A 14,186-nucleotide genomic window follows, 5' to 3' on the forward strand; every position below is an offset into this window, starting at 1 on the left:
GTGCGCGACGTTCAAACTAGCTTGTTCAGCTGTCGCACATCTCTCCTAGTTTCTAACGTGGTCTCGAACTTAAAACGTGTGGCGCCATTGCCGATCGCCGTGAAGATCCGGCGGCCTTGCTCACTCATCGGATTGGGAAGTTCCATGACCCGCCATCGCTCTGGCTGGAAGACAAAAGGCACGTACAAGATCCTGTACTTGCGACTGCCATCTGACGCGCACTCGGCGGCGCTGCGCATCTCGTTTTGTGTGAATTCGAACTCGAATGCTTCATCCATGTTGGACTTCACTTCATAGCGCCATTCGGTATCAATGGTTAGAACCCTAAAGTCGTAGCCCAGCTTGTCATTGCCTTCCCAGTCGATTTCCAGCTTGGCCCGGTTTTCCGAAACCCAGCACTGATCGTTGTAGCGATCCTTGTGCTTCTCGCGCAGAAAGCAACTCGCCAGGTATTCGCTGGCAAAGCCCATGGCGATACGAACGTCATCGGTCGGCCGCTCGTTCTGACTTCGCTTCCCGCTCTTTCCTCCTGAACCGCCACCGCCACGCCTCTCAGCCTGCGCTTGCTCGGCAAGTTTGAAGCGACGACGCGAGCGCGTGAGCCACGCTCCGTCGGCCATATGCGCCTGCGCTAACGCAACGAGGCTCTGGACAAAAGCCTTGGATCGCGTGTCAAGCAGGCTGTCCGCGAAAGTGATGCTGCGCCGGGCGACCTCGCCTTGCTCCCTGCGCTCTTGTTCTCTCTTTTTCTCACCCAGCAAGTCCGACGGGTCGAGATTAAGCGCGATCGCTTCTACGATGTGCGGCATGGCGTTGGGCCAAACGTCGGCACGCACGAGCGTGGCGATCTCTTGACCAGGCTCGACGCCGACAAAGTCCAAAAGTCCCAACTGATCGAGCGCTTTTAGCAATGCTGTGGAACCGCCCCTCCAGGGGTTGGGCTTCTCATTCAGATAACACCAAGCGCCGATTGTTGGCGCGGCTTCGTCGATGAAGCGCTGCAGCGTACGGGTTGACCGACCGCGGACGTGAGAAAGAGGCTCGAGCTCAAGATCAATGTCCTCTCCGACAACGTCAGCAAGCCTGACATCAGATAGCGCGGCCACGTCCTCTAGCAGAAGCTCCTCGCGGTCTATGACCCATTCCTGCTGGAACTCGAGAAAGCTAAGGGTGCGCAGGGCGACGTAGCGATTCAAAGGGGCGCCGCTGTGGTAGACGGGCCAGAAATGTCGGCGGAGACGGTCCACGGCCGAGGGCGCGAGCTCGGTCTTCCAGGTCTCGAACAGGCGCCGCAATTCGCTTTCGTTGGATAGGATCGGCTGACCAAGGGAGGAAAGCATCTGGTTCAGGCGGGCGTAGTCCAAGCCTAGAGAACGACGGACCTGGGCCAGATCCGGCGTGGCAAGTTCGTCGAGCAGTTGCTCTGGAGATAGAGGCAGCCGATCGGCCAGAGGCCGCAGTGCCTCGAGAACCGTTGTCCTCAGCGGACTGTCACCGATCTGCTCTCCAAGTGCGCGTGCCATCTCAAGGTCGGTCACACAGGCAACGATCGGCAGCAATCGGCGCACCAGCAGATCACCGTCAGTGCGAAGCGCAAGCGCATGCTCGCGCACCAACTCGACCTTGCAGCCAAGCGCCCGTGCGAGTTCATCCTCCGTGGGATGCTGACGAGGATCCAGCGCCGCAGTCCGATTCGCGAGCCGCAGCATCAGCGTCTCAAAGGAGCGCATGCGACGGTCAAGCAGTGTCGAAAGGTAAGGTGCGGCATCGCCGAGTACCGCCCAGGTCATCTCCTGACCTTGACCGATGACCAGTGTCGGATTTTCGTCGTCCGGAAATGCGAAGAATGGTAGAGCCTCGTTCACCGGAACTCCACCAACGGCGAGGCTGATATTTTCGCAGTAGCGAAGGCGGATTCGGCGAAAGCGCTGTTCGACAATCGAACTTGAGATCTGCCGTTCCAACTCCCGCCCCAACACCTCGTTTGCCAAGACTGCAGCTTCGGGAAGCCATTCAAGCCCATTGCTTGCGATCAGGGTATCACCCAGGTTCGGCACCATGGTGACCCCATCAATCAGCACGTCAACCTGGTGGCGGTCGATGCCAAGTGCCTCGAAGCCGCCACACGCCTGCAGTCTTTCGAGCGCGGGGGCGACGAGGTCCTCCTCGCCCAGTTCGAGGATCGGCTGCCCCGCAGCCATGACGGCTTTAGTCTCTGCGCGCAGCGGGTCGCCGGTCACGAACACCCGGCGAGGTTCGGTCGCGTTTCCGACCACCACCGAAAAGCCAAGCGAGTTGACAGTCGCGATCGGTATGTCCGCCGGCAGTGCCACTTCAGCCTTGCATGCATCGGCCCAAACGCGCTGGTAGATTCGGCGAAAGTTCACGCGCTCCCGCGGCTCAAGCCCTCTCGAGCCATGGGCCAAGCTGGTAAGTTTGCGGATCGCGTCGCCGACATCCGACCAATCACGCAAGCCGACGGCGCGGTCGAACAGAACGGCAGCGACGCGCCTTTCCTCGTCAATCAAGTCCACAAGACCATCCCGCGGACGATCGACATAGCGTGGCGGGTGCTGCTTGCGGTCCTTCGATGCCCAGAGCGCCCCCGGCCGCTCAAAGCGGTCGGGATCACCCTCCACCGGCAACCAGGGCTCAGCTGCAATGAACGTGGCTGCGGGTGTCGGTAACCCGCGCGCATTCTGTTCTGCAATCCCACGGTCATACCGTCCCAGACGCCAGTTGAGCCACCCTTGATCTTCGTTGGCCAACTGCAAGAGGATGAGCTCAGCAAAGCGTTGCCGCGTGGCCGCCGGAAAGACTTGGTGCTCGACCTGCCCGGGGAAACGCCAAAGCTCGCCCCGTCGGCTATAGGCGGTTTGCGGGTTCGGCAGTTGAACAGCCTGGCACGCGGCGGACCACGCCGGCGAGCGGCCTTTATCCAGATCGACCCGGCGGCGGAAGTGATCCCAGATCCAGGAGGGCGTGCCGCTTGTCGGCACGTCCGGATCTTTGAGTAGGGGAAGGCCGTCGCGCACGCCGGCCGCGCGAAGAAACTCCGTCCAAGATTTGCGGTTGCTACTTTCGGGCTTCGGCGCCCATCCGGCCTCTGTCGCAAGCAGGAACTCCGACGCGCGCTGGCAGTCGGGGGACTGCGGCGCGGCCTCCGCGAGGTAGGTCGTCAGCCTTCTTCCCCCCGGGGTCCATCCGTCGGAAAACCGCGCTTGGCTTGCCGGTCGCCATCCACTTCTGGTCTCAACGTGCAGATCGATCTGACGAAGGATTTTTTCCGACTTGGCGCCCTCGACTCGCCATACGTCGAACGCCCACTTCAGAGTCGACTCGCGCCGCTTGGGCGCCGGCTTATCTCCGAAGGACGACTGCACAGTCCGCAGGGCTTGCAGCGCGTCGTAGGGGCGAAGCAGATCTGCCTTGATGAAGTCTGCAATCACCTCCGGGGTCATCGGAATTCCGTCATCGAGCAGAGAGAACCTGTTCGCCACCGATGACGGTGGAAGCGGTGCGGGATCGTTGTCCCGCATGCCCACCTGTCTTACGAACACGGGTGTTCCGCCGCTTACCACGCCGGCAGGCTGGAGGCTGCCGTCCCGCACCTTCAGCACCGTCTTGCCGACGAGCTGGCGCAGGCCGTTTGAAGATGAAAGCGCTTTGCGCGCATCCTCATAGAGATTGCCCCATGTGCGCAGGCCCGTCCCGTCTTGTTCTAGTGAGAGCGCGACCGACTGGATCCAGCCAGCTACTATGAGGTCATTGGGCGTTGGTTGCGCATGCACCGCCTCCATCATCAGGCGGAGCCGTTCGAGGCGCTGGGTTTCCAACTGCGGGGCGGCGAGGTTGGCAACACCTGCTTTAACCAGCCGCCGCACGCGGAGCAGTTTGTATCCCTGTTCCTGCCAGATGCGCGCTTTGCGGAACGTGGTCCAGTACTCGTCGCCCCCGGCTGCCGGTACGATCGCGCAGTCGCGCCAGTCCAACTCGATTCGCTTCGAAGCACGAGACAAGCGCTGCACGTCATCGGGCGCCCAAGCGACAAGATCAAAGATGGTGTTCCGACCGATTTCTGCGGCAAGCGCCTTCAGCTCCGTTGCCGCAAGCAGCGCAGTCACGGCGAGTTCGTCCAGCAGAAATGCGTTCAGCGGCAGCTCGAAATTTGCACGCCGTCGATCGATCGAAGCGTAGAAGGGAGCGTCAACATGTCCGCGAATCCTGGACGGAACGTCGGCCGCCATCGGCAGGAAGTTGTAGGTGCGACCATTCTCCCCTTCGCTCGCCGAAAGAGAGACGGCGACGGCGACGCTTGGCTCACCTTGCCAATCGCGCCATCGCGCAAGCTGAGGCTCCTTGGCGACACTGGTTTCGACCGCTGCGGACAGCCCGTCGCGATCGACGGGCCTTCTCGCTACGAGGTAGCGACGGCTGCCCGGCCCGATCGAAACGATTTCGTAGCGCAGTCCAGAATCGGCAGTCGGTGCTGGCCGGCTTTGAATGCTCCGCGACAAAGTGCGCCGGCTGCTCACGCCGACGTCGTCGACTTCAATCGAAACGCGCGTCAGTCGATCGAGGAACAAGAGGAGCGGCACTTCAAGATCGACAAGGGCGGAGACTTGTTCACGCGCGACATTGATCGCTACCGGACCAGACAACGGTAGATGCACGACCGTCGCGAATCCCTCCTTGGCAAATCGCCTTATCTCCTCCGGCTGGTCATCGAGCGGGACCGCAGCGAGGTAGCGTGGAAGGACCTTCGCGACGTGACTGGCGATGGGCTCTTCTGCGATGGCGAGAGTCGCCTTCTTGACTTCATCGAAGCCCGCGAAGCGAAAGCAAAAGCCGGTGAACATATCGGCGGCCGCCGATCCAGCCTGCGAGTAGATCCTCGGGTCGTCGGTCAGCGTCTCCACACTGCGGAAGCCGAATCCTTTGTTGCCAATGCCTTGGCCGACAGTCTTGCTGGAGACGCCAATGTTTCGAATGGCATTCACGTTCTTCCAACTGAAGCCGTTACCCTTATTAGCGATGTAGAGATCGCCATCGTCACTTCCCCTGATCACTAGCTTCAGGGAGATTGATCCTTGGTCGCCCTCATCGTGTGCGTCGTGCGCGTTCTGCACGAGTTCGAAGATCACGCGGTCGCCATACTCGCCACCTATCGCCTCGCTGACATTTCGCAGGCTCTCGTAGGTCAGCAGGCCTGACCGAACGGCATCCACGGCATTCCTGATTTGTGCCCTGAGAGTCGAGGACAGCTTCTCTGCGGGTGTGAGAGAAAGGTTTTCTAAGTCGAACGCCGATGCAACGTCGATAGACGTCAGGTCCAGTCCGGCTGAGACGCCGCCGCTCACGTTTGAGCCACCTGACCGGGCGTCGCCGAGGCAGCAGACGGAAAGTTAGCGGGAAAGGACTTTTCGCATTCGATAGGTTTTGCCATGACTGGTGCACCCGATGGCCAAAGTGGCGCCTACGAGCATAAGCGCGAATCTCGACGAATGCTGGGGCATGACGACCACCGTCTCGCCTAAGCTGATGCCGTTGCCTCAACGAACGTCCAACTCCAAGCAGCGCGGCTTAGAAAGCCTTCGCGACTTGAAATACAAGCGTGGTTGCGCCCAAAGCCGGATTCCATGTCCGGCCGCCTCGGCGAGAAAAGCGAAGGCCTCTTCTGGGGAGATCAGGATGATCCTCACCTCGATTGCTCCACCCGGTGGTCTCGCGGTTGATCGGGTGCCCGAAGCGCCATCCCAGTATTTCCAGGGCCTCAAGCATCTGTGCGCAGCTCTCGGCGGGAGACGGGCATCGCTTTGGTCATGGACAGAAATCGTAGCGGCTACGGTGCAGCGCACAAAAGCTGACCGCATCGTGAGCGATTCCCAGCAGATTGACAAACGTTGACATTCCCGCCGGTCACGCCCGCTTACGACGTCTCCTCAACAATGGGAGGTCAATATGGGTCAGATGGCTGTCATGGTGAACGAGTCGGAGCCCGGCGAATTTCCGCTTCTCGCTCTTGGGTTCGGTCAGCGGTCCGACCGGATTGCTGAGCTTTCGGCCGTTCGTGTCCGATCAAACGACGCACTCCAGCGAAATGGAAGCCTGGATTGCCGGCGCGTGCGCGGTCGCCGACTACCTCGTGCGTCCGGTCGCGCGCCCGAAGGAGCCGGCGCAAGTTGATCGACCAGCCTCACACGGCACGAACCGCGAAATAGGCTTCGTCGGTTTTCCCAGATCGCGGAAGCCCGCTGTCCTACCCACGTCGAAGGTCTTGATCCGGCGCTTGGCGAGCGTGATCTCGTCTTTGGTGAGATCGCTCTCGCCTGCCTCGCTCGCATTCTGGAACGCGCGCAGCGCCGGCACCACGTCATGGCCCAGTTGCCAGTCGAGTTCGCGCCGGAAGCGCTGCTGCCACCTTGACCGCGACGGCCGCTGGATGCAGATAGTCCGAGAGCAGTACAAGGTAGGCGACGCGAGGTTCCGGCTCCACCTCTTCGAACCGGAACGGTACATCGTCATCGCTGGCCTCCTGCGGTGCAACATCGACCGGCGCCGTGGATATCGGCTGGCTGAGTACTAGCCAGAGGGACTACAACGAGGTTTTCGGACGTGGGCGTTCTTTGAGCTAAACGGTGCGCCTAGCAATAAGGCGCGACTTTCCGCTGCTCGCTAGGCCTTACGGCGCTGTACATTTCGAGGATTCAGGTAGGCGAGACCGACAACGGCTGCAATCCGCCCCTAGACCAAGGCCCTCAGTCCCATTGACAGCCCGAATGCGCACACTAAAAAACGCTGTACAACGAGAACTCAGAAACTGGCAGAAGACGAACCCCCATAGCGGAAAGTTCTCTCATCCGTGGTATGTGGGCTGGGCTCTAAAGGCAGGTCGCTATCCGGTGCTCGCTGCCGTGCTTTTCCTCGCGTCGTTCGCCACAATCGCCTGCGTCACGTGCTGGCTCCCACCACCCTATGGGGGCTTCGTTCAATTCGGGCCAGCCGAGATTGACAAGTTCTCGGTAGATACCCTCTTCAGCGGATTGTGGGCGACCCAGGCTACGCTAGTGGCGCTGGTCTATCCCGTTGGCTTTGGCTTTGCCACCATCTTTTTGCAAAAGTCACATGCGACAAAAGCCACACTGCAGACCTATCTTGTCACAAGCGGAGCAAAGCTAACTGGAACGTGCGGCTTGGCTCTCCTGATGGGACTTACGGTTTCGGCGGCGGTGGTAAGCACAGTCTCGCAGTGGACAGCATTCGCCTGGTTGATCCTGGGGGCAACATTTCTTTGCTTAAACATCTTCCTGACGGGGAAATTCCTTCTCAAGACGTTCGCATTTGCCACGCCAGAAGCGCGCAGGAGAGAACGCCACACCTATGCGGTGATGATCGCTTGGCCGGATGAATGGTGTCGCCATGCCGCTTCAGTAATCGCAGCAAGTCCTGTCCGCTTCAAGCTGCTGCACGCAGATGAGCTGGCAACAGACGTAAACGGCAAAGCTCCTGCGTTCTATGCCGGGCCCTTCGCCTATCAAGAGGTGGTGGAAGGCGCTCAATTCTCCTTTAGGGGTCGACGGCTCGTCACCGATGTTCGCTATTGGCTAGTTCAGCTCGCATACAACCATTGGGTGAAGCGCGCCACTGACACTCCGACAGAGCCGAACAAGACATCCTTTCACCGCGAAGGGCCCTTGTTTGTGCTTCGTGCTTGGCCGAGTCCCTTGGAAGCGGAGCATGGTGAGTTCTTGGCTGGCACAACCAAGAAGCCACATCTGACCTGGCTAGAGAAACAGCTCCTATGGTGGGCAGTAAGCTTCTCTTCGCTTAACCGATATGACAGCGAGGTGACGGTTCGCGACTGCTTGGACGAGATACGGGCTGAACTTGTGCAGGTTATCAATGAAGGCGCCTCGGATGATTTCGACCGGCAGTTCCTCTCTCTGCTCTCGCTGATGGACGACTTACTGGAAGCTTCCTTCTACAAAGACCAAGACGGAAAACCGTCCAACCACGCTCTAACCGCAAGCAGCACGGACCTTTACTCTGGCACCTCCGTACTATCAATATGGTGCACTGCAATCTCCGACATGCTCAAGTCTGCACTCGAGGTTTGCGACAGAAATCCTTACTTTGCGGCGAAGCTCTCAGCTGTTCCGAGAAGGCTGTTCTCGCGAGAACGTGATGTGCTCAGCCATGAGCTGCGGATCCTATATTTGGCAAAGCAACACGAATTCCTGCATCAGGTTCTGGTTTGGGGAGCAGAGCAGCTAATGGGGTACAGGTCGAATGCTGGTACGGTTGAGGATGCGCTCCCAGAGCCTTTTGCCGGTCGTTGGAAGACTGTTCTGACAGCCGCCCTGGGCGCTTGGGAGTCATTCAAAAATGAATCCGTCCTTCGGCACGACGACGGCTGGGCGCCTTGGGGCGCACAGGGCCGCGATGCGCTCGACCTGCTTGCGAAGCACCTGGAACGGACGGTTTCTACCGTAGCGGCGACTTCGCGAGGCGGGAGCGTCTACACGGCGATGTATCTCACGGATACGCTGTTGCGTTGGCGAACGCAGTTGTCGATATTCCTCGATAGGAATGATGTTTACATTGCGAGCCCTTGGCAACTCACCCTTGAATCGACCGAGAAGCCGTGGCCCGACATGTACGCTACCCATTTGCAGGGCTATTCCTTCGGCGACGACACTGCTTTGATGGTCGAGGCGTGGGCTGCCGCACTGGAAAACTACTGGCGTGATTGTTGCGGCGCGATGGCTGCAACCCTCGCTCAGGAGTACACGACTGCCTCCGCCGAGGTACGCCGACTTATCACGACGGTCCTTCAAGGAGTTTTGTTTGGGGACGTCAACATGGCCGTGCCTGATGGCCACGCAAGCCGCATGCGGCCCTTCGCGGACGCGAACGAATTCGTGCTTTCGCTTATCCGGCAGCACGTGATTGATGGAGGGTTTCGCGAAGGTTACCGGCAGCGTCTAGACAACGTTGTAAAGCTATGTGCTGGGGATGACTGGGCTAACTTCATCCCAGGCCGAAGCATCTCTTTAAGTGCCCCGGATTCACTTGAAGACGTGCGCTTCGGTCAAGCGGTTTGCCTTTGCCTGTTTGTCGCTCAAGGGTGGGCGCCCTCCGTCGCCGAGCTCAAAGCCGTCTTCCGGTCGTGGACTGAGCAGGATGCTCGCAGAGGCGAATTAGATGGGGTGCTCGCGGAACTCGCCCAATCTATGGGCGATGGCTTTGAAGCCCGGTACCATGATCTTTGGGGAACCCTTCTACCTACCAAATCCCTTTCCGACAGCGTTAAGTTCGCAAAGGGTGGAATTGCCTCAATTCGTGAGGCACTCAGCCAGGTTCGCAGTGACGAGTTGAAGACCGCACCGATTAGCCAGGGCGTTCTGGACGAGTATGCCGACGCTTTGACCCTAAAGCTGGACTTGGAGAGGTGCGGCTTCCCCTTCAGACCGAAAACTGTAACCTTGGCAGAAGAGCGTACAGGCGTGCCTGAGTCGGTGCTGACGTTCAGCGGTTATCCAAAGGGCCGACTGACAGTGCCCCAATTGGCGTCAAGGTCGCAGGACGAACCTGACCATCTTCTGCAATACATCGTCTCACGGATGCGCTTCAACGTTGTCGAAGCGCTGACGGACACGCCCGATGTCGAGGTACTCGCCGCTTCTAAGGGGCAGCTGCTGGCTCTCATATCAGATTTCAAAAGGGCCCTCGCTCCAGGTCGCAGTGCGGTCCTTCTGGTGCCGACGCTTTCCGAACCGAAGTGGCTGCGCCAGCTGCGCTCGTCCAGCTCGAACTCAGTCGCTGATAGCCCAGAGGACTTCTTGGTGAAGCAAGCGGGCTACCGTATTGAACGCAACTACGCAGGTCACATTCGGGACGTTGCCGTGTATCAGGGCATGGTGTCTATTGGAAATCTCTACTTGCTCTCCAACCACTCGATGAGCCACGCTGAACTGCTTAGTGAGCCGCCCGGCAGGATATTCAGGGTGACGGCGGAAGCCACCGCAGAGGATCCGACGCTCTGCAAGCTAGGCGTTCGCTGGCGGTTGGCAGCAGGAAAGAGCCCCGACCCGGTGTGGCGCATTCCATATGATGCTACAGAGTCACCGAGTGAGGATGCGTCTGCGAAGCAGACATAAATGGTTAGGCAGATTCCACCAATCTACACTTCGCATGCATATCCAAACGTAGAAGGACCAACCTGTTGGAATACCTGATCGACTTGGTGGTGATGCTTCCCGGCAAGGTCAGTGCCGAGCTGGTCGCTGCCCTAGAGAGAAGTCCCATGCAACTCGTTGGATCGGAGTGATGGGAGAAATCGCCCAACAAGTTGGCATCATTGTGGGTCTGCTTGCCGCAGGCTTCGCCGGCCCGCTGCTAGCCATTGGCTTTCTGATTGCTCGCAAGCGCCGCGCGAGGGCTCGCCGTCGATCACCTGTAGCGATCGATCTTCTTCGCAGTCCCGGGCATACGATCCGAGAACAGCTCGACGAAGTCGGCATCGACGTGTTGACCAATGTATTTCTATTGATGCTGGTCCCGTTGCTGGCGCTCGCTACCTTCCTTGCACAGAGCCACCTGCGTGGCCTCCAGGGAATGATGCCTCTGAGCCCCATCTATGTGGTTTTGGTTTTGAGTTTTGTCGCCGTCATGGTTCGCAAGCTTTGGAGGGCGGGCGGGCAACTTGACAAGCTCAAGGCCGGCTACGACGCCGAGCTGGCCGTGGGGCAGGAACTCGATCAACTGATGCGCCAAGGCGCATATGTGTTCCATGATTTTCCAGCGGACGGCTTCAATATCGACCATGTCGTGATCGCTACTGCAGGCGTTTTCGCGGTGGAGACCAAGGGTTTCACAAAGCCGAACCGCGGGCTCGGCAGAGCCGATGCGACCGTGGCGTTCGATGGCAAGGTATTGAAGTTCCCCACATGGACTACCAAGGAACCGCTGGAGCAGGCCGAGCGGCAGGCTGACTGGCTCGCCAAATGGTTGTCAAGCGCGACCGGCGGCCGGGTTTATGCATTTCCCGTACTGGCACTGCCGGGCTGGTTCGTCGAACTCAGCGGTCGGAGCAACGTCAATGTTTACAGTGGAAGACAACTGTCTCAGTTACTGAGATCTCGTAGTGCCAAGCCTCTGTCCGACCAGGATATTCAACGCGTCGCACACCAGGTGCAACAGCGTTGCCGCACGGTTGCGCCGAAGTATTCCGACAAGGAGAAAGCGTCTTGAGCGCAGCCGTTGTACAGGCGCAAGCACGGACCGCCCAGCCTTAGGCCGGAACTACGTACAGCCACATGCGGTACTGGTGGGTTAACCAGAATCAAACCTACCGCCACGAGGTGCGCGGCGGTTATCTATGGTCGCCGAAGCGCAAGACCAACCAAGCACAGAACCCCTTTTACGACTTCATGCGCGAGGTGGCGCCGGGCGACGTCGTGTTCTCGTTCGCGAACACCGTCATCCGCGCCATCGGCATCGCCGGCTCGCATGCGTACGAGGCGCCCAAGCCGCTGGAGTTCGGCGTTGCCGGCGCCTACTGGGACAAGATCGGCTGGCGCATCGACGTTCGCTTCAGTGAATTGCGCTTGCCGATCAAGCCCTCTGAACACATGGATGTGTTGGCGCCACTGCTCCCTCATCGTTATGCTCCGCTGCGCCCCAGCGGGGCCGGCCTGCAGAGTGTGTACCTCACCCGTCTTCCCGACGGGCTCGCGGCCGCACTGGTCGACCTACTGGGCGCCGAGGCACGGGACTTGATATTGAGCTATCGCGTGGCAGCTAACGAATCGCCCCCCGCAGCCGTAGGGCTGGTCGAATGGGAAGAACACGAATTGAATCGGGTTCAGTCGGACCTGTCGCTACCGGATACGGACCGGCAAGCGATCGTGCTGGCGCGCCGGGGCCAAGGACTCTTTAAAAGGCACGTGATGAAGATCGAGCACGCCTGCCGAATCACCGGAGTGGATCGCGAAGAGCACCTGCGCGCCAGCCACTGCAAGCCGTGGCGAGACGCGACCAATGAAGAGCGACTTGATGGCGAGAACGGCTTGCTGCTGACGCCGAGCATCGACCACCTGTTTGACCGCGGCTTCATTGCATTCGAGGACAACGGGCAAGTGCTCGTGTCGCCGGTCGCGCACGGCGACTCGCTCGTGCGGATGGGAATTGACCCGAAACGCCCGCCAAAGGTGGGCAGCTTTTCGAGTGGACAGCGGCGCTTTCTGGAGTTTCATCGCGAGAACGTGTTGCTTCGATCGAAGTTTCTGGATCACTCGACCTAGGCAGGTTCGGATCGTTTCCATACGGAGATTGGAGTGATCGCGCGCAGCGCTGGGCCGATTGTTATGGCTTGCATGCGCTGATTCATTCAATATCGAGCCGTTTTTTTCATTTGCATTGACCCGGCGCAGGCATTTGCGCTGCCAGGAAACAGGGGTAAATTGTGGGTCACACGGCTGTGGAAATTTTTATACGATTCGGCTCAGATTTCGATGAAAAACACACCCCATGTTGATTGCCACCGAAAAATGACCCGGCTAACGCGCTAATTTCCGTCTAAGACTGACCCACGTAAAACTCTACCCTGCTCATTTTTAAGGCAGGGGATCCTAGGAGTGATAGACGTGGCGACATTGAGTGTCATCAGACGCTGGGCCCTGCGCGAGCAGATGTCCATTCGCGAGATAGCCAGGCGTACAGGCCTGTCTCGCAACACCGTAAAGAAGTACCTGCGAGCCGGCGAAGAAGCGCCGCGCTACGCCAAGCGGGCGAGCTCAAGCAAGCTCGATCCCTATGCCGAGAAGCTCGCGACCTGGCTCGCGATCGAGGCCACCAAATCGCGGAAACAGCGGCGCAATCTGCGCCAGATCCACACAGACCTGGTCGCATTGGGCTTCGAAGGCTCCTACGGCCGCGTGGCGGCCTTCTGCCGGAAGTGGCAAGCCGATCGGCAGGAGGCGCAACGTATCGCGAGCCGCGGCACGTTCGTCCCGCTGGTGTTCGGCCCCGGCGAGGCGTTCCAGTTCGACTGGAGCGAGGACTGGGCCGTGATCGCCGGCGAGCGCACCAAGCTGCAGGTGGCGCATTTCAAGCTCAGCCACAGCCGGGCGTTCAGCGTGCGCGCTTACCCGCTCCAGACCCACGAGATGCTGTTCGACGCGCACAACCACGCGTTCGGCGTGCTAGGCGGCGTCCCCAAACGCGGCATTTACGACAACATGAAGACGGCTGTCGACAAGGTCCGCACCGGCAAGGATCGGGACGTCAACGTCCGATTCAGCGCGATGGTGAGTCACTACCTCTTCGAGGCCGAGTTCTGCAATCCGGCCTCCGGCTGGGAGAAAGGCCAGATCGAGAAAAATGTGCGTGATGCCCGCCATCGGCTTTGGCAGCCCGTTCCGGCATTCCCGACGCTGGCCGAGCTCAACGACTGGCTCGAGGTCCGGTGCAAGGCGCTGTGGAAGGAGATTGCCCACGGACAACTGCCAGGTACCGTCGCCGACGTCTGGGCTCAGGAGAAACCCTTCCTGATGCCTCCGCCACCTGCGTTCGACGGCTTCGTGGAGCACACCAAGCGTGTTTCACCTACTTGCTTGGTGACCTTCGATCGAACGCGCTACAGCGTCCCCGCATCATTTGCCAACCGGCCGGTCAGCTTGCGCGTGTACGCCGACCGATTGGTGGTGGCGGCCGAGGGCCAGCTGGTGTGCGAGCACCACAGGATCATCGATCGACGGCACGACGTAACGGGACAGACCATCTACGACTGGCGCCACTACCTGTCGGTACTGCAAAGGAAGCCAGGTGCCCTCAGGAACGGTGCTCCGTTCGCAGAGCTGCCGGTCCCATTCAAACGACTGCAAGCCATGCTGCTCAAGAAGCCGGGAGGCGATCGAGAGATGGTGGAAATCCTGGCGCTGGTGCTGCACTACGACGAGCACGTGGTTCTGGCTGCCGTCGAGGCGGCACTCGACGCCGGTGTGGCCACCAAAACACATGTGCTGAACATCCTGCATCGCCTCATCGACGGAAAGTCTGCGGCGCCCGAGGTGATCGCACCACAAGCCCTAAGGCTCTCCACAGAGCCGCAGGCCAACGTCTTGCGCTACGACCTGCTCAGGGCAGCGCAGCAGGACAAGGAGGTACGCCATGGCACATGATTC

General features: G+C 59.7%; 7 protein-coding genes. 5 read left to right on the forward strand and 2 right to left on the reverse strand.

The window, feature by feature from the left end:
• Nucleotides 1–11: 11 nt before the first annotated feature.
• Nucleotides 12–5,360, reverse strand: a complete 5,349-nt coding sequence (locus V9L20_RS15990; RefSeq protein ID WP_337297340.1) for a sacsin N-terminal ATP-binding-like domain-containing protein — start codon at nt 5,358–5,360, stop codon at nt 12–14.
• 154 nt (nt 5,361–5,514) lie between these two features.
• Here V9L20_RS15990 and V9L20_RS15995 point away from each other — a divergent pair, with 154 nt between their 5' ends.
• Nucleotides 5,515–5,907, forward strand: coding sequence for a hypothetical protein (locus V9L20_RS15995; protein ID WP_337297341.1), 393 nt, complete (start codon nt 5,515–5,517; stop codon nt 5,905–5,907).
• Nucleotides 5,908–6,138: 231 nt separating this feature from the next.
• Here the strand turns inward: V9L20_RS15995 and V9L20_RS16000 are convergent, their stop codons facing one another.
• Entirely contained in the window at nt 6,139–6,525 is a 387-nt protein-coding gene (locus V9L20_RS16000) for a hypothetical protein (protein ID WP_337297342.1), read from the reverse strand.
• A 254-nt stretch (nt 6,526–6,779) separates the two neighbouring features.
• Between V9L20_RS16000 and V9L20_RS16005 the strand changes: the two genes are divergently transcribed.
• The 4 genes from V9L20_RS16005 (at nt 6,780) to istA (ending at nt 14,183) form a co-directional block, all read left to right on the forward strand.
• The gene (locus V9L20_RS16005) at nt 6,780–10,160 is read left to right on the forward strand and encodes a hypothetical protein (protein ID WP_337297343.1); all 3,381 of its coding nucleotides are present in this window, start codon (nt 6,780–6,782) and stop codon (nt 10,158–10,160) included.
• A gap of 169 nt (nt 10,161–10,329) precedes the next feature.
• Nucleotides 10,330–11,253, forward strand: a complete 924-nt coding sequence (locus tag V9L20_RS16010) for a nuclease-related domain-containing protein (RefSeq protein WP_337297344.1) — start codon at nt 10,330–10,332, stop codon at nt 11,251–11,253.
• Nucleotides 11,254–11,318: 65 nt separating this feature from the next.
• Nucleotides 11,319–12,305, forward strand: a complete 987-nt coding sequence (locus V9L20_RS16015; protein WP_337297345.1) for an HNH endonuclease — start codon at nt 11,319–11,321, stop codon at nt 12,303–12,305.
• Between the two features lie 333 nt (nt 12,306–12,638).
• Nucleotides 12,639–14,183 carry an IS21 family transposase gene (gene istA, locus V9L20_RS16020; protein ID WP_337297346.1) on the forward strand — a complete coding sequence of 515 codons (1,545 nt, stop codon included), beginning with the start codon at nt 12,639–12,641 and terminating at the stop codon, nt 14,181–14,183.
• Nucleotides 14,184–14,186 lie beyond the last annotated feature (3 nt).

It is taken from the genome of Variovorax sp. CCNWLW225 (genome assembly GCF_037204045.1).
In the GTDB taxonomy this organism is placed as follows: Bacteria; Pseudomonadota; Gammaproteobacteria; order Burkholderiales; family Burkholderiaceae_C; genus Variovorax.